The following is a 15,311-nucleotide window of genomic DNA, read 5'->3' on the forward strand; positions in this document are numbered from 1 at the left end:
CCCCTCATCCGGCCTTTTGGGCCACCTTCTCCCCGCCGAGAAGAGGGAGCCTGCCGCTGCTGCACGTCATGGAAAGAAGACTTGGCCATCGGCGCCCTCGTTCAGTGCGCCACCGCGGCGGCCGCGGCCTCGTCGATCAGGCGTCCGGAGCGGAAGCGGTCCAGCGTCAGGCCGGAAGCCAGCTTGTGCGGCTCGCCCTTGGCGATGAGGTGAGCGAATAGGTTTGCCGAGCCCGGCGTCGCCTTGAAGCCCCCCGTTCCCCAGCCGCAGTTGACGAACAGGTTCGGCACCGGCGTGACGCCCTGGATCGCCGAGCGGTCGGGGGTGTTGTCGGTGATGCCGCCCCACTGGCGCATCATCTTGACGCGGCGGAACATCGGGAAGAGCTCGCAGATGGCGTCGAGCGTATGGGTGATGATCTGCAGGCCGCCGGTCTGGGAGTAGGAATTGTACTGGTCGGTGCCGGCGCCGATGACGAGTTCGCCCTTGTCCGACTGCGAGATATAGGCATGCACCGTGTTCGACATGACGACGCACGGGAAGATCGGCTTCATCGGCTCGGAGACGAGCGCCTGCAGCGGCACCGAATGCAGCGGCACGCGCACGTCCGCCATCGACATGATCACCGAGTTGTGGCCGGAGGCCGATACGGCGATCTTCTTGGCGCCGATGAACCCGCGCGACGTCTCCACACCCGTCACCTCGCCGCCCGGTCCGCGGCGGATGGCCTTGACCTCGCAGTTCTGGATGATGTGGACACCCCGGTCGGACGCTGCGCGCGCATAGCCCCAGGCCACAGCGTCGTGGCGGGCCGTGCCGCCGCGGCGCTGGAGGGCGGCGCCGTTGATCGGGTAGCGGGCAGTGGCGGCGATGTCGAGCGGCGGGCAGAAGTCCTTCGCCTGCTCGGGCGTCAGCCATTCGTTGTCGATGCCGTGCAGGCGGTTGGCATGGATGTGGCGCTTGAACGACTGGCGGTCGTGGACGTTGTGCGACAGCATCATCACGCCGCGCGGCGAGTACATGACGTTGTAGTTGAGCTCCTGGCTCAACCCTTCCCAGAGCTTCAGCGAGTGCTCGTAGATGTCCATGCTCTCGTCGTAGAGATAGTTGGAGCGGATGATGGTGGTGTTGCGGCCGGTATTGCCGCCGCCGAGCCAGCCCTTCTCGATCACCGCGACATTGGTGATGCCGTGCTGCTTGGCGAGATAGTAGGCAGCACCCAGTCCGTGGCCGCCGCCGCCGACGATGATGACGTCGTATTCCTGGCGCGGTTCGGGCGAAACCCACTGGGGCTCCCATCCCTTGTGGCCGCGCAGCGCCTCGCGTGCGACGGCGAAGACCGAATATTTGCGCATCCGCCTTACTCCGTATGTCGGGATCGTTTCCGTATCGCCGATAGAAAGCAAATCTGGCCGAGTTACAACGTTTTCTTTGCGACGCATTCCGGCGTGCCTTGTACGCATGCGACATCCCGCGAGGGGACTCGTCGTCGCATCTGCGCGGCCCTGGGCAACCCGGTTAATTTTGCACCGGTTTCGGCTGAACCGTCTGGACTTGGGGGCTGCGATCTGGTATCCGAGCAGTCAATCGCACGCCTTCCGGGCTGCGAAACGATATATGCATTGCCTCGTTGACCTGATGCTCCGAGGCGTTCAACACAAACAAAGGAACGGGATACTCGTGCAGGTACTAGTCCGCGATAACAACGTCGATCAGGCGCTCCGCGCTCTCAAAAAGAAGATGCAGCGCGAAGGTATCTTCCGCGAAATGAAGATGCGGGACTACTACGAGAAGCCGTCGCAGAAGCGCGCCCGCGAGAAGGCTGAAGCCGTTCGCCGCGTTCGCAAGCTGGCCCGCAAGCGCGCTCAGCGCGAGGGTCTGGTCAGCGTCGGCCGTCCTGCGGCTCGCTGATCCGTCGTTTTTTCGACGTTTTCGGATGCAAGGTCTGGCGGTGGCGAAGCGATTGCCACCGCCTTTTTTGATGCGCTCGGGACAGCAAGCAGGCACATCATCCGGGGCGGCTGGAGAAGCCCGCCCTGGACGTCGGGGAGGCTGGTGGAACCGGGGATGTTGGCCGATGGCCGCGACCCCGGGCGAAGGGCCCGGGCATTGCCCGATGGACACGCCACGACGTGGCGAGAAGCATCCCGACGCAAGCGGGTGTTAGGATCGGCGCATGAAGCGCCTTGTTGAGGGACATCTATCTTGAAAATGGCAGCAAATACGGGGCAATCGCCTTTCTCCCTGAAATGCCTTGTTCCCGTCTCGGATCTTCACAGGTCCACGGTAGTGGCGCTCTTCTCCATCATCGCCGCCGCATCGCTCAGCGCCTGCCAGAGCGCCAGCACGAGCACCGACGTCATCCGCGTCGAGCGTGCCCAGGGTTCCACGGAGAACATCTCCTCGCTTTCGAGCGTGATCGCGGCGAACCCGCAGGATCCGGAAGGCTACAACGTCCGGGGATCGGCCTATGGCCGGGCCGGCGAATATCGCAAGGCGGTCGACGACTTCAACCGCGCGATCGAACTCAATCCGCGCTTCTACCAGGCCTATGCCAATCGCGCGCTGGTCCAGCGCAGCCTCGGCAGGCAGGGGGAAGCCGCCTCCGACTACAACATGGCGCTGCAGATCAACCCGAGCTATGACGTCGCCTATATCGGCCGCGGCAATCTTTACCGCCAGGCGGGCCGGGTCGACGAAGCCTTCAACGATTTCAACAAGGCGATAGAGCTCGACACCACCGATCCGCGCGCCTATCACAACCGCGGCCTGATCTACCAGCGCCGCGGCCAGCACGGCCCGGCGATCGAGGACTTCTCCAAGGCGATCTCGCTGTCGCCGAGCTCGGCCGAGCCCTACAACGGACGCGGCCTCTCCTACGCCGCCCAAGGCGACGACGACAACGCATTCGCCGACTTCAACACCGCGATCGGCCTCGACGGCAACAACGCCGAATCCTGGACGAACCAGGCGCTGATCTACGAGCGCCGCGGCGACATGCCGAAAGCTGCGAAGTCCTATTCACATGCCCTGCGCCTCAACCCGAAGTACCAGCCGGCCAAGGACGGCGTCGCCCGCACCCGCGGCGGCGCGGCATAGGCGTCCCTCTTCGACAACTGGTTCAAACGACAAAGCCCGCGGCATCGCCGCGGGCTTTGTCGTTTGATCAGCAGCCCTCATCTGCTTGGGACGGCCCAGGGGCGTCCCGGGGGCGCCTCAGTGGTTCATCGCCTTGACGATGTCGTCCGTCATCTTCTTGGCGTCGCCGAGCAGCATCATTGTTCCGTCCTTGTAGAACAGCGTGTTGTCGATGCCGGCATAGCCGGAGCCCAGCGAACGTTTGACGAACAGGCATGTCTTGGCCTTGTCGACGTCGAGGATCGGCATGCCGTAGATCGGCGAGGTCTTGTCGTCGCGGGCGGCCGGATTGGTCACGTCGTTGGCGCCGATGACATAGGCGACGTCGGCCTGCGCGAACTCGGAATTGATATCCTCCAGCTCGAACACCTCGTCATAGGGCACGTTGGCCTCGGCGAGCAGCACGTTCATGTGGCCGGGCATGCGTCCGGCGACGGGGTGGATCGCGTACTTCACCTCGACGCCGTTCGCTTTCAGCTTGTCGGCGAGTTCGCGCAGCGCATGCTGCGCCTGCGCCACCGCCATGCCGTAGCCGGGCACGATGATGACCTTGGACGCGTTGGCCATCAGGAAAGCAGCGTCGTCCGCCGAACCCTGCTTGACCGTGCGCTGGACCCCATCGTCGGCAGCTGCCGCAGTCTCCCCGCCGAAGCCGCCGAGAATCACGGAAACGAAGGAGCGGTTCATCCCCTTGCACATGATGTAGGAGAGGATCGCACCCGACGAGCCGACGAGCGCGCCGGTGATGATCAGCGCCAGGTTGCCGAGCGTGAAGCCGATGCCGGCCGCGGCCCAGCCCGAATAGGAGTTGAGCATCGACACGACCACGGGCATGTCCGCCCCGCCGATCGGCACGATGATCAGGACCCCGAGCACCAGGGCCAGGACGACGACCGCCCAGAAGTCGAAATGGCTCTCGCTGACCGCAAGCCCGAAGATGAAGAAGACGATCAGCGCCAAAAGCGTCGCGTTGATCAGGTGCCGGTAGGGCAACAGGATCGGCTTGCCCGACATGCGCCCGTCGAGCTTGAGGAAGGCGATGATCGATCCGGTAAACGTGATCGCGCCGATCGCGACGCCGAGCGCCATCTCGACGAGCGCCTGGGCATGGATCGAGCCGACCTCGCCGATGCCGAAGGCGGCCGGCGAATAGAGCGCGGCCGCAGCCACCAGCACGGCCGCAAGGCCGACGAGCGAATGGAAGCCGGCGACGAGCTGCGGCATCGACGTCATCGGGATCGCGCGGGCGATATAGGCCCCTGCCCCGCCGCCGATGGCAAGGCCGAGCACGATCAGCGCCAGCCCGCCGATGGACGGTGTCGCCAGCAGCAGCGTGGTGACGATGGCGATCCCCATGCCGGCCATGCCGAGCGTGTTGCCCCGCCGGCTGGTGGTCGGATGCGACAGGCCGCGCAGCGCCATGATGAACAGCACGCCGGAAACGAGATAGAGGAAGGCAGCAATATTGGGCGACATCAGCGCGACCTCACTTCTCTTTTTTCTTGTACATCGCCAGCATGCGCTGGGTGACAAGGAAGCCGCCGAAGATGTTCACGGAGGCGAGGACGAGGGCGATGAATCCGAAGCCGGTGGCGACACCGGAAAGCGAAATGCCGACGGCCAGCAGCGCGCCGACGACGATGACCGACGAAATCGCGTTCGTCACCGCCATCAGCGGCGTGTGCAGCGCCGGCGTCACCGACCAGACCACGTAATAGCCGACGAAGATCGACAGCACGAATATCGCAAGGCGGAACACGAAGGGATCGATCGCCCCGCCGGAAACGCCGTGGGCGGCAGCACCCGCAGCGTCGGGCACGTATTCCGCCGCGGTGCGAACCGCTTCGACCGCGCGCTCGAGATCGGCGATCGCCTTGTCCAGAAGTTCGTTTGCCATCATGCGCCTCCCTTGCTGTCGGCCGCCGCGAAGTTCGGATGGACCACAGCACCCCCGCGCGTCAGCATGGTCGCCTTGACCAGTTCGTCCTCCGGGTTGACGGAGAGCGCCCCGGTGTCCTTGCCGACCAGTGTCTCCAGGAAGGTGACGAGGTTCTTGGCATAGAGCAGCGAGGCGGAGGCGGCGATGCGGCCGGGCACGTTGAGATAGCCGATGACCCTCACGCCCTCGACGTCGACGACCTTGCCGGGCGCGGATCCCTCGATGTTCCCGCCCCGCTCGACGGCGAGGTCCACGGCAATCGAGCCGGACTTCATGCTCCGCAGCATGTCGCGCGAGACGAGCTTCGGCGCCGGGCGGCCGGGGATCAGCGCCGTGGTGATGACGATATCCTGCTTGGCGATGTGATCGGCGACCAGTGCTGCTTGCTTGGCCTGGTATTCCTTCGACATTTCCTTGGCATAGCCGCCGGCGGTCTCGGCCGCCTTGAATTCCTCGTCCTCGACCGCGATGAACTTGGCCCCGAGCGAGGCGACCTGCTCCTTGGCGGCCGGCCGCACGTCGGTTGCGGTCACGGCAGCGCCGAGCCGCCTTGCGGTGGCGATCGCCTGCAGGCCGGCAACGCCCGCCCCCATGACGAACACCTTGGCGGCGGGAACGGTGCCCGCAGCCGTCATCATCATCGGCATGGCGCGGTCGAATTCGGCCGCCGCATCGATCACCGCCTGGTAGCCTGCGAGGTTTGCCTGCGACGACAGGACGTCCATCGACTGGGCGCGGGTGATGCGCGGCATCAGTTCCATGGCAAACGTCGTCAGGCCGGCCTTGGCGATCGCCGCCAGCGCCTTTTCGTTGCCGTACGGATCCATGATCGCAATCACGGCTGTACCGGGCTTGTAGGATTTGATTTCCGCCGTGCTCGGCCGGCGCACCTTCAGCACCACGTCGGCGCCCTTGGCCTCCGCCGCCGTGCCGACCGTGGCACCTGCGGCGGTGAAATCGGCATCGGAAATGCGCGACGCCGCCCCGGCGCCGGCCTCGACGATGACGTCGAAGCCCAGGGCCCTCATCTTCTTGACCGTTTCAACCGATGCCGCGACGCGGCTTTCCGCGGGATCTGTTTCCCGCGACACGAACACTACCTCACCCACGCCAATCCTCCCCCGAGTTGGCCGCGCCAAGTCCTCCCGGCGCCCGGCAAGGGACGCCGCATGAGCAGATCCGAACGGGAACCGCTAGCGGAGGAGGACGAAGCCGAGAACGTTAAGGACGATCAACAGGATCAGGGCGGAAAAGAAACCGGCGCCGGTAAAGAACCCGGCGGCCATGGCGATCAGGAGCGTGACGCAGAACATCGTGCCGTATTTTGTCGCGCCGATGAAGAAATCGTAGGTCTTCTCGTGCTCGGAATAGTCCATCGGAGCACCCGTCTCGACCGGCCCGGAGTGATGTTCTGCCATGCTATCGTCTCCTGTCTGCGTGCGTCCGACGCTGAACCGCCGGTCCGCCTCCTCGTTGCCAAAGTACCGGCCGCCGCGCCGCCGTCCCTTGCACAAACTCCACCTTCTCTGGCCTTACACAAAGGCCGGCAAAAGCGCAACGCGCAACCGCGCAATATCCGACGGAGCGGCCCCGGACGGCTCCCCGGAAATTTCAGGGGTCAGCCGATGATGCTCGCCGGGTTGATCTGGATGCGGCTGGAGCCGAAATGGGCGAGCCGCGCCGTCGGCCGGACAGTCAGCGGGTCGCCGCTGCGGTCGAACATCATCCGACGCTCGAAGGGCTCCGACTTGAAGAAGGGGAAGCGCTCGTAGAGCTTCGGCAGGACCTCCTTCACCCGCGTGGCCATCAGCATCAGGTCGATGATGAACTTGCCCTGGTTACTCTTCGGCGAGGCCACGAAATCCGCGTCGAACACGCGCTTGTAGAAGGCCGAATGCGCCGGCTTGACCATCTGCAGGCAGCGATCGGTCTGGAAATAGTCGGTCGCCATGGTGGCGAGCCTGAGCGTGAGATAGGGAATGGCCGGCATTTCGCTCCATATCTCCGGATCTGCGGCCAGGCGAACAGGATCGATCAGCGACATGCCCGCATCGAGGAAGGCGGTGATCTCGTCGGGAAACACCTTGCCGGACGAGGTGACGCGATGCTCCGGCGTCACGTGGTGCAGGCGGACGGTGGAGATTAGCCGCTCCTCGTAGTAGATGCCGAAGACATAGGCGTGGCTGTCGAAATCGACCTCGTCGATCAAAAGCGGCGAGTCGTCCCCGAGATGCATCACGGCGCCGGCCTTGTAGGCCTTGTAGCGGATGCGGGCGACCTCCTCCATATCCTCCCCGGTCTCGACGCGGCGGTATTCTACCTGATCCAGAAGTTGCATGAGCTTGTCTGAAAATCGATTGGTCGCCGATTGCACGCTGGCCATGAAACACAAATCCCCGATTGAATGCCCGCGGTTGCCGCACCGCCCCGCTACACTCAATCATTTCGGTCAATTTGTGTAAATTACCAATTATTAACGTTAACAGTAATTAACCATGTTGTTGAGAATCAACGTTTTAGCAACTTCTGGATTACAGGGGGAGGTATCAGGCGACGTGCCGGCCGCTCTTTGCGCGGTTGTCGGCTGCCTTGCGGGCGAGCGCCTGGGTCAGGTCGATGATCGCGCTGTTCGACATCGGCGCAGCGAAGACGTAGCCCTGTATCAGATCGGCGCAGTTGTACTTGTTGATGAGCGCGAGCTGCTCGCGGGTTTCCACGCCTTCCACGACGATCCGCAGGCCGAGTTCCCGCGAAAGATTGACGGTGCCGCGCAGGAGCTTGAAGCGGCGCGCATCCTCGCTGATGTTGCGGACGAAGGAGCGGTCGATCTTGATCAGGTCGAGCGGCAGGGCATCGAGATAGCTGAGGCTGGAATAGCCGGTGCCGAAGTCGTCGATGGCGATCGTAATGCCGCGCGCGCGCAGTTCCTGCAGCACCGCCTGGACCTTGACCGGTTCTTCCATCAGGCAGCTTTCGGTGACTTCCAGATGAAGCCGGGACGGTTTCAGCCCCGCCTTCAGGAGCGCATCCGTCACGACGCCGACGATCTCGGAATTGCGCAGGTCCTGGACCGACAGGTTGATCGAGACGCCCATGTGCTCGGGCCAGCCGACGCAGTCCGTGCAGGCCCGTTCGATGATCCGGCGCGTGATGTCGGAAACGATCCCCATTTCCTCGGCGATCTGGATGAAGACGGTGGGCGGTATAGGCCCGCGTTCGGGATGGGTCCAGCGCGCCAGCGCCTCGCAGCACGCGATGCGCGAGCCGTCCGGCAGGAACATCGGCTGGTAGGCGATCGAAAGCTCGTTGTTGGCAACCGCCTCGCGCAGGTCCAGCTTGAGTTTCTGCCGTTCCAGGTAGCGCGCGTCCATCTCCTCCTCGAACACGGTAAAGCCGCCCTTGACCCGCGATTTGGTCTCGAACAAGGCGAGGTCGGCCTTGATCTGCATGTCCTCCATGCGGAACTCGTCGCTCTCGCAAAGGACGGCGCCGGCGCTGAGCGAGACGCGGAACGTGGTGCCGGAAAGCTCGTAGCTTCCCTGCACCTGCTGGTGCAGCCGGCGCATGCGTTCCTCGAGGTCCTTGCGGTTGTTCTCGTTGGGGAAGAACAGGATGAATTCGTCGCCCATCAGATTGCCCGCCACCGCGCGGTCGCCCGCGACCTTGCGGATGCGCTCGGCGATCATGCAAAGCAGCCGGTCGCCGGTCACGTGTCCCTTGACGTCGTTGACGTGCTTGAACTCGTCCACGTCGAGCACCAGGAAGCCGACCGTCCCCGACCGCTTGCGCTCCGAAAGCGCCTGCTGGACCAGATCGCCGAAGTAGGCCCGGTTCGGCAGCCCCGTCAGGCTGTTGTAGCGGATCATGTGCAGAATCTTGTTTTCAGCGCGCATGCGTGCCGTCACGTCCTCGAAGATCAGGACCGCCCCGCCGTTCTCGCGCTGGCTGGCGGTGAACTCCAGGTAGAAATCGTCCGTCACCTGCACGAGCGCGCGCGATCGCTGCCCCCGAAGCAGCTCGTCCAGCTTCTGCAGCATGGCCTTGCTCTGCTCGGCATTGAGGAAGGTGCTGCGCACGCCGTAGCGCAGCACCACGTCGAGGTGGCAGTCCTTCAGTCGCTCCTTGTCTCCGAGCTGGAGAAGCTCGCAGGCGCGCCGGTTGGCGACCAGGATGCGGTGATCCGCGTCCAGCATCAGCAGGCCGTGCGGCATGTTGTTGAGCGCCGCATCGAACCGGTCGGCGATCGTCTTCATCTCGCGGGTAGCGAGTGCCGCTTTCTCGAGAAAGCTGCGCACGCCGTTGGCCATCATCCGCGTCGTCAGGCTGAAGGGCAGGATGAGCAGCGCCAGCACGGCGTGATAGAAATCCTGCAGCCCGAGGAAGCCCACCACCATCGGGAAACAGGCGCAGAAGGTCATGTAGTCGACGGCCCGGCGGGAGCCGCAGTTGCGGCCGACGACCGAGACCATGGTGGCAAGCGTCACCGAGATCGTCGCAAGCTCGGCAAAGCTGTCTCGGCTGATCAGCAGGCTGTAGCCGCTCGCCGTGCCCAGCACCAGCGTGGTTCCCACCGCACCCGTGTTGTACCAGTTCTCCCAGTACCGGATGCCGTCATTGTCGAGCTTGGACTGGTCGACGAGGTCGAAGCGGCGCATGCCGGAGGCGCGCAGCGACCAGATCAGGATGATGGCGCCGGCACAGGCAAGGAAGAAGGAATCGGCCGTCTTCGCGTAGACGAACGCGAACGTCACCACATGGGAGATCATGCCGACGAACAGCGTTTGACGGTTTCCGTAAAGCGAGCTGACGAACGACAAATACACATCCGTCGGCAGCGTGCTTTGACCTCGATCCTTCATGGACTCGGCGCTCCCATTGACGGGCGAGGGTTACCGGCGAAATTTTAATGAATGATTTCGCGAGATTATTCTATTGTGCGGGGGAATGCACAGGAATTCCGCTACCTTGCCGTTGAATCGCACGAAGCACTCAACCTGGTATTGCAGATCGCTTTCTGAAGTTGTGCCGACGCAACCCTGCATAGACAAGCGATGCAAAATGGCATCGATGCCCGGCGACGGTGCGCGCCGATTGCATCACGCTCTTTTCAACGCGGCCCGCCGATTTCGCGAATCAGGGTTAGCCGGATCCTAACGAGGGACGGCAAGATTTCGCCCCAGCGCAGTCAGGTGAGATCCGCCGGGCCACCGTGGGGGAATTGACTGGACAGCATTTTCCCGGCAAGCCTTGGAAGCGAAGAGCAGCGGCGCATGTGAAATGACGGCCGGCTCTTCCGCCGGCGCCTGCCGCGCCCCAAACTTCGGAGTTCCTTCATCATGCCGAAACCTGTCGTCGCCATCCCTGCGGACATCCGCGAAATTGAAGGCAACGTCTGGCAGGCCACGCCCAATCAGTACGTGCGCGCCGCCGTCAAGGGCGCAGGGGTCATCCCCCTGCTGGTCCCTGCGCTGGAAGCAGGGCACGATTTCGACGAGATCCTCGATCGCGTCGACGGGGTGCTGGTCAGCGGCTCGCGCACCAACGTCCATCCCTCGAACTACGGTCTCGAGGCGACGGAAGCCGACGGCCCCTTCGATCCCGCGCGGGATGCGACCTCGCTGCCGCTCATCACGCGCGCGCTGGAGCGCGGGATCCCGCTGCTCGCCATCTGCCGCGGCCTGCAGGAACTCAACGTCGCCCTCGGGGGGACGCTCGCCAACGAGATACAGGAGATCCCCGGCAACTGGGACCATCGCAAGCCCGATACTGCCGATCTCGACGTCGCCTACGGCATTCGCCAGGACGTCATCGTCAAGGAGGGGACCTGTCTCGCCTCGGTGGTCGGAGCCGGAACCGTGCGCGTGAACTCGCTGCATCGCCAGGCGATCTCGGCGACGGCGCCGCGGCTCGCCGTCGAGGCGGTCGCCGAGGATGGAACGGTCGAAGCGGTCTCGGTGATCGGCTCGAAGGCCTTCGCCGTCGGCGTGCAGTGGCATCCGGAATACTGGGTGGGGTCGGACGAGCCGTCCAACAATCTCTTCAAGGCATTCGGCGAGGCCGTGCGCGACTACGCCGCCTCGAAGCAGCCTTCCACCAAGCGCCAGGCTTCCGGCTGAACCGGCCGCGCTACTCCGCTGCGCGCAGGGTGATGATCGCGCCGGACGGATCGATCACCTCATAAAGGCCGTCGGTTTCGGCAAGCGTGAGGATCGCATCCCCCGCGGCGTCCGTGACGATCACGGTGCCGTCTCCCGCCTCCGTCCAGGTCGAGGCATGCGACAGTCCCGACCAGACCTCCTCGCATGCGTCGGACGCGGCCATGCGCATACTGTGATGGGTCATCCGCTCGCCGCGTGTGAGCACGCAATCCGCCTTGGTCTCGATGTTTGCAACGGCGAATGCCTTTCCGGCGGCAGGTCCCGTATCGCGGGGGATCGACCCGGAAATCACGGGATCCACATCCGGCGTTGTTCCGTCAAGCGACCAGACACCGGCAAGGAGGACGATAGCCCCTAGGGCCGGCATGATCAGCTTTCGCATGGCTTTCTCCGAATTCGTGCGATTCGCAAGAAAGCATGCGCCAGCAAACTTGCCGCTAGGTTAACGACCGGTTACCGCCTTGGGCGAGGGCTGCATGCCGTCACCCTCCGACCGGCGTCTCCGGCACGGGCGTCAGCGGCCTGCCGGTCCTGAACCAGGTCAAAAGGTTGTCGGCGACGAGGTCGGCCATCGCGTCGCGCGTGGCGACCGAGGCAGACGCCACGTGCGGCAGGAGGCAGGTGTTGGGAGCCGCCAGCAGGGCGCCGGGAACATGCGGCTCGTCCTGGAAGACGTCGAGGCCGGCGGCAGCAATCGTGCCAGCTTCAAGCGCTGCGGCAAGCGCTTCCTCGTCCACGGTCCAGCCGCGCCCGACATTGATCAGAACACCGTTCGGCCCGAGTGCTACGAGCACGCCGGCGTCGATCGTCTTGTAGGTCTCGGGCGTCTTCGGAACGATCGCGATCAGCGTATCCACCGCCTCGGCCATGCCGATGAGCGTCGGATGGTACACATAGGGAGCCTCCTCGCGCCGGCTGCGGGTGTGATAGGAGATGGAGACGCCGAAACCCTCGAGCCGCCTGGCGATCTCGAGGCCGATCCGGCCGAGGCCGTAGATGCCGACCGAACGCCCGCGCAGGGAAAGCTTCGAAAGCGGAAAGGCGCCAGTGCGCTCCCACCGCCCTTCCCTCAGCCAGGTCTCGGCTTCCGGGAAACGGCGAACGGTATTTAGGAGCAGCGCGATCGCCGTATCGGCCACCTCGTCGTTGAGCACATCGGGCGTATTGGTCACGACGATCCCGCGGGCGGCAGCCGCACCGACGTCGACGCCATCATATCCCACCCCGAAATTGGCGATAATCTGGAGATTGGGCAGGCAGCCGATGGCGGCTGCGTCGAAACTGCCCGACACCGCGACGCCGCGGATGCCTTCGGCAATCCCGGGCGCAAGCTTGCCGGGCTCAAGGGCTGCGCTGCAGCGCACCAGCTCGACCTCTCCCTCCAGCCGCTCGGCGACGCGTTCGCGCACCTTCCCGACGATGAGAACCTTCGGCTTTTCCTGCATGGTCTTCCTGCCTTAACGATCGTTCGAATTCAGTGGTCGTGCCCGCTGTGACGGAGCGGCCCCGTCGACTGGCGGATGCGCATTTCCGGCTTGATCAGGTGGATGCCGTCGGGCTCGTGGCTGCCCGACAACTTGTCGAGCAGCGCCCGGGCGGCGCTGCGACCGACCTCGGACTGGCCGTTCCAGACGGTCGTGAGCGAGGGCGTTGCGATCGACGCCTCCTCCAGGTCGTCGTAGCCCGTGACCGAGACGTCGCGGCCCGGCACCAGGCCGGCGCGGGCGATGCCGTTCATCAGCCCGATGGCGACGAGATCGTTCCAGCAGACCGCCGCCGTCGGCTTCTGCGGCAGGGACAGGAAATTGACGGCAGCCTCGAAGCCGCCCTGCTTGGACCGAGGCCCGGGAATGCGAAGCGCCGGGTCGACCTCAATGTTGGCCTTGCGCAGCGCGTTGACATAGCCCTGGTAGCGGTCGCGCCCCGTCGACGTCTGGTCGGTGCCCCCGACCATGGCGATGACGCGATGGCCGAGCCCGATCAGGTGGTTGGTCGCAAGCGAGATGCCGTAGGTATCGTCGCCGCGGAAGATCGGCACGTCCAGGCCGTCGATCGAGCGGGCGATCAGGATGGCCGGCATGCCGTTGTCCTCGGCAAGGAGGATATCCTCCGGCGGTGTGCCGATCGCCGGCGACATGATGACCCCGTCGCCGCCCAGCTGCAGCAGCGTCTCTATGAAGTTGCGCTGCTTCTCCACCGAATCGTAGTGGTTGGAAAGGATGAACGTCTGGCGGTCGCGGTCGAGTTCGCTCTCGATCGACTTCAGGATCTCGCCGTAGAACGGGTTCATGATGTCGTGCACGACGACGCCGATGATGCCGGATCTGGAGGTGCGAAGGCTGGCGGCGCGGCGATTGTAGATATAGCCGAGCGCACGCGCCTGTTCCTTGATCCGATCCCGCGTCGAAAGCGCCACCAGCGGGCTGTCCCTCAGGGCCAGCGAAACCGTAGCGGTGGACACCCCGAGCGTTTCCGCGATCGTGGACAATTTGACCTTTTGCGCCATTCCCCTCCCCATGTTCTTGTCGCAGGCCGTTTAAATCGTTTATTTAAACTATTTAAAATTCCTCCGCAACCGCCTTGTCACCGTCCTGCACGACGACACCCCTCAGGTTGCCGTCCACGGTGCGCAGGAGCTTCAGCAGGGTGCGAACCTCCTTCTCGCTCAGGCCTTCGAGAGCCTGCCGCTCGCTGAGATCGCAGGCCTGGGCGATCTTCTCGAGCGAGTCGCTGCCGGCCCTGGTCAGGTCGACGACCGTCAGGCGACCGTCCGTCGTATCCGGCCGGCGCTCGACAAAGCCCTGCGCCTCCAGCCTGCCGATGGTCCGGGTCATGGTCGGCGCCTTCACGCCGAGGCGGGCGGCCAGTGCGCCGGCGGTCATTCCGCCGCCCTCGGCCAGGGCGAGCATGACGCCGTCCTGCCCCGCATAGAGCCCGCTTGACAGAAGATTACGGGAAAGCACCGTGCGGATGGAGCGCGCCGCCTGGACGATGGCGCCGGAGACGTCGGCCGGTCCGATCGCGGCATGCTCCTTCTTCCGGGCCTTTTCCTTCTTCTCTTCCTTCTTTTTCTTGCCCATCGGGCCTCCCGATCTTGTTTCGCCGCCGCCACCTTGTATGACAGAGGCGACCCGTTGACGACAAGACCATGCGCAAGACATGAAATGGCGGTTCCCATGACGCTCCGACCCGCGCGACGCTGGCAGGACAACGATCCGGCCCTTCCGGCCTCTGCGCGCGCGCACTGGATCGCCGTGCTTCCCCTGGGCGCCCACGAGGGGCATGGCCCGCACCTGCCTTTCGAGACGGACTGGCTGATCGCCGACGCGATCGTCGAACGCCTTGTCGCTGCTCTTCCCACGGATTTGCCTGTCACCTTCCTTCCGACCGAGAAGATCGGCTATTCCCCCGAACATCTCGACGTGCCGGGCACGAAGTCGCTCGACTGGAACGAAGCGGTGTGGCGCTGGCTCGGCATCGCGGGCAGCCTGTCCGAACTGGGCATCCGCAAGTTCGTCATGCTGAACGCGCATGGCGGCAATTCGCCGCTGATGACGATCGTTGTGACCGAGGCGCGGGTGCGCCACGACATGCTGGCGGTGGCGACGAGTTGGACCCGCTTCGGCCAGCCGGACGGCTGGATCGCGCCGGAGGAGAAGGCGATCGACATTCATGGCGGCGACATCGAGACGTCGGTGATGCTGGCGATCCACCCGGAACTGGTCCACCTCGACAAGGCCGAGCGGTTTTCCTCCCGCCAGTCCGATCTCGCCCGCAGGCACCGGCACCTGCGCGCCTACGGCCCGCACGCCTTCGGCTGGAAGATGTCCGACCTCAACGAGAAGGGTGCGGCCGGCGACGCGACGAGGGCCACGGCTGAACGGGGCGAGCAGCTTCTCGCCCACGCCACCACCGGCCTCGTCGAACTGCTGGAAGACGTGCACGCCTTCGATGTCTCAGCCCTGCGCTGACTCGCCGGCGCTCTCCAATACAATCGCGTCGGGGGAACGCGCCATGTATTGCGGCGACCACACCCTGCGCCCTATATGAGGGCTGAAACTTTCAGGGATCCTGAC

15 protein-coding genes are annotated in these 15,311 nt (G+C 64.6%); 4 read left to right on the top strand and 11 right to left on the bottom strand.

Annotated elements, in window-relative coordinates:
- Positions 1 to 101: 101 nt before the first annotated feature.
- Positions 102 to 1,355, bottom strand: a complete 1,254-nt coding sequence (locus tag GGQ64_RS12965) for a sarcosine oxidase subunit beta family protein (RefSeq protein ID WP_183804830.1) — start codon at positions 1,353 to 1,355, stop codon at positions 102 to 104.
- Positions 1,356 to 1,680: 325 nt separating this feature from the next.
- On the opposite strand from GGQ64_RS12965, the gene rpsU reads away from it, so the two are divergent.
- Positions 1,681 to 1,911, top strand: coding sequence for a 30S ribosomal protein S21 (gene rpsU, locus GGQ64_RS12970; protein WP_183804832.1), 231 nt, complete (start codon positions 1,681 to 1,683; stop codon positions 1,909 to 1,911).
- Positions 1,912 to 2,211: 300 nt separating this feature from the next.
- Positions 2,212 to 3,099: a tetratricopeptide repeat protein gene (locus GGQ64_RS12975; RefSeq protein ID WP_183805448.1), complete on the top strand. Its 888-nt coding sequence runs from the start codon at positions 2,212 to 2,214 to the stop codon at positions 3,097 to 3,099.
- A gap of 117 nt (positions 3,100 to 3,216) precedes the next feature.
- Here GGQ64_RS12975 and GGQ64_RS12980 read toward each other — a convergent pair whose 3' ends face one another.
- The 6 genes from GGQ64_RS12980 to GGQ64_RS13005 all read right to left on the bottom strand — a co-directional run bounded on the left by GGQ64_RS12980 (position 3,217) and on the right by GGQ64_RS13005 (position 9,936).
- The gene (locus tag GGQ64_RS12980) at positions 3,217 to 4,614 is read right to left on the bottom strand and encodes an NAD(P)(+) transhydrogenase (Re/Si-specific) subunit beta (protein ID WP_183804834.1); all 1,398 of its coding nucleotides are present in this window, start codon (positions 4,612 to 4,614) and stop codon (positions 3,217 to 3,219) included.
- A 10-nt stretch (positions 4,615 to 4,624) separates the two neighbouring features.
- On the bottom strand, positions 4,625 to 5,035 hold the full coding sequence (locus tag GGQ64_RS12985) for an NAD(P) transhydrogenase subunit alpha part 2 (RefSeq protein WP_183804836.1): 411 nt from the start codon (positions 5,033 to 5,035) through the stop codon (positions 4,625 to 4,627).
- On the bottom strand, positions 5,035 to 6,186 hold the full coding sequence (locus tag GGQ64_RS12990; protein ID WP_183804839.1) for a Re/Si-specific NAD(P)(+) transhydrogenase subunit alpha: 1,152 nt from the start codon (positions 6,184 to 6,186) through the stop codon (positions 5,035 to 5,037). Before GGQ64_RS12990 ends, GGQ64_RS12985 begins: the two co-directional genes overlap by 1 nt.
- Positions 6,187 to 6,270: 84 nt before the next feature.
- Positions 6,271 to 6,495 (bottom strand): aa3-type cytochrome c oxidase subunit IV, encoded by a 225-nt coding sequence (locus tag GGQ64_RS12995; protein ID WP_183804841.1) that lies wholly within the window; start codon positions 6,493 to 6,495, stop codon positions 6,271 to 6,273.
- A gap of 200 nt (positions 6,496 to 6,695) precedes the next feature.
- Positions 6,696 to 7,460, bottom strand: coding sequence for an N-acyl amino acid synthase FeeM domain-containing protein (locus GGQ64_RS13000; protein ID WP_183804843.1), 765 nt, complete (start codon positions 7,458 to 7,460; stop codon positions 6,696 to 6,698).
- Positions 7,461 to 7,623: 163 nt separating this feature from the next.
- Entirely contained in the window at positions 7,624 to 9,936 is a 2,313-nt protein-coding gene (locus tag GGQ64_RS13005) for a putative bifunctional diguanylate cyclase/phosphodiesterase (RefSeq protein WP_183804845.1), read from the bottom strand.
- Between the two features lie 477 nt (positions 9,937 to 10,413).
- Here GGQ64_RS13005 and GGQ64_RS13010 point away from each other — a divergent pair, with 477 nt between their 5' ends.
- Positions 10,414 to 11,193, top strand: coding sequence for a gamma-glutamyl-gamma-aminobutyrate hydrolase family protein (locus tag GGQ64_RS13010; protein WP_183804847.1), 780 nt, complete (start codon positions 10,414 to 10,416; stop codon positions 11,191 to 11,193).
- 10 nt (positions 11,194 to 11,203) lie between these two features.
- On the opposite strand, the gene GGQ64_RS13015 is transcribed toward GGQ64_RS13010, so the two are convergent.
- The 4 genes from GGQ64_RS13015 to GGQ64_RS13030 all read right to left on the bottom strand — a co-directional run bounded on the left by GGQ64_RS13015 (position 11,204) and on the right by GGQ64_RS13030 (position 14,315).
- The gene (locus GGQ64_RS13015) at positions 11,204 to 11,617 is read right to left on the bottom strand and encodes a hypothetical protein (RefSeq protein ID WP_183804850.1); all 414 of its coding nucleotides are present in this window, start codon (positions 11,615 to 11,617) and stop codon (positions 11,204 to 11,206) included.
- 100 nt (positions 11,618 to 11,717) lie between these two features.
- Positions 11,718 to 12,680 carry a 2-hydroxyacid dehydrogenase gene (locus tag GGQ64_RS13020; RefSeq protein ID WP_183804852.1) on the bottom strand — a complete coding sequence of 321 codons (963 nt, stop codon included), beginning with the start codon at positions 12,678 to 12,680 and terminating at the stop codon, positions 11,718 to 11,720.
- A gap of 29 nt (positions 12,681 to 12,709) precedes the next feature.
- Positions 12,710 to 13,741, bottom strand: a complete 1,032-nt coding sequence (locus GGQ64_RS13025) for a LacI family DNA-binding transcriptional regulator (RefSeq protein WP_183804854.1) — start codon at positions 13,739 to 13,741, stop codon at positions 12,710 to 12,712.
- Between the two features lie 52 nt (positions 13,742 to 13,793).
- Positions 13,794 to 14,315: a MarR family winged helix-turn-helix transcriptional regulator gene (locus tag GGQ64_RS13030; RefSeq protein ID WP_183804856.1), complete on the bottom strand. Its 522-nt coding sequence runs from the start codon at positions 14,313 to 14,315 to the stop codon at positions 13,794 to 13,796.
- 96 nt (positions 14,316 to 14,411) lie between these two features.
- Here GGQ64_RS13030 and GGQ64_RS13035 point away from each other — a divergent pair, with 96 nt between their 5' ends.
- The gene (locus GGQ64_RS13035) at positions 14,412 to 15,206 is read left to right on the top strand and encodes a creatininase family protein (protein ID WP_183804858.1); all 795 of its coding nucleotides are present in this window, start codon (positions 14,412 to 14,414) and stop codon (positions 15,204 to 15,206) included.
- Positions 15,207 to 15,311: the final 105 nt, after the last annotated feature.

Source organism: Mycoplana azooxidifex (genome assembly GCF_014196765.1).
GTDB lineage: Bacteria > Pseudomonadota > Alphaproteobacteria > Rhizobiales > Rhizobiaceae > Mycoplana > Mycoplana azooxidifex.

What these genes read in the sequence shown, in the direction of transcription:
- GGQ64_RS12965 (WP_183804830.1), bottom strand. Translation starts at nt 1,355, where the DNA reads ATGCGCAAATATTCGGTCTTCGCCGTCGCACGCGAGGCGCTGCGCGGC.
- GGQ64_RS12975 (WP_183805448.1), top strand. Translation starts at nt 2,212, where the DNA reads ATGGCAGCAAATACGGGGCAATCGCCTTTCTCCCTGAAATGCCTTGTT.
- GGQ64_RS12980 (WP_183804834.1), bottom strand. Translation starts at nt 4,614, where the DNA reads ATGTCGCCCAATATTGCTGCCTTCCTCTATCTCGTTTCCGGCGTGCTG.
- GGQ64_RS12985 (WP_183804836.1), bottom strand. Translation starts at nt 5,035, where the DNA reads ATGGCAAACGAACTTCTGGACAAGGCGATCGCCGATCTCGAGCGCGCG.
- GGQ64_RS12995 (WP_183804841.1), bottom strand. Translation starts at nt 6,495, where the DNA reads ATGGCAGAACATCACTCCGGGCCGGTCGAGACGGGTGCTCCGATGGAC.
- GGQ64_RS13000 (WP_183804843.1), bottom strand. Translation starts at nt 7,460, where the DNA reads ATGGCCAGCGTGCAATCGGCGACCAATCGATTTTCAGACAAGCTCATG.
- GGQ64_RS13005 (WP_183804845.1), bottom strand. Translation starts at nt 9,936, where the DNA reads ATGAAGGATCGAGGTCAAAGCACGCTGCCGACGGATGTGTATTTGTCG.
- GGQ64_RS13010 (WP_183804847.1), top strand. Translation starts at nt 10,414, where the DNA reads ATGCCGAAACCTGTCGTCGCCATCCCTGCGGACATCCGCGAAATTGAA.
- GGQ64_RS13015 (WP_183804850.1), bottom strand. Translation starts at nt 11,617, where the DNA reads ATGCGAAAGCTGATCATGCCGGCCCTAGGGGCTATCGTCCTCCTTGCC.
- GGQ64_RS13020 (WP_183804852.1), bottom strand. Translation starts at nt 12,680, where the DNA reads ATGCAGGAAAAGCCGAAGGTTCTCATCGTCGGGAAGGTGCGCGAACGC.
- GGQ64_RS13025 (WP_183804854.1), bottom strand. Translation starts at nt 13,741, where the DNA reads ATGGCGCAAAAGGTCAAATTGTCCACGATCGCGGAAACGCTCGGGGTG.
- GGQ64_RS13030 (WP_183804856.1), bottom strand. Translation starts at nt 14,315, where the DNA reads ATGGGCAAGAAAAAGAAGGAAGAGAAGAAGGAAAAGGCCCGGAAGAAG.
- GGQ64_RS13035 (WP_183804858.1), top strand. Translation starts at nt 14,412, where the DNA reads ATGACGCTCCGACCCGCGCGACGCTGGCAGGACAACGATCCGGCCCTT.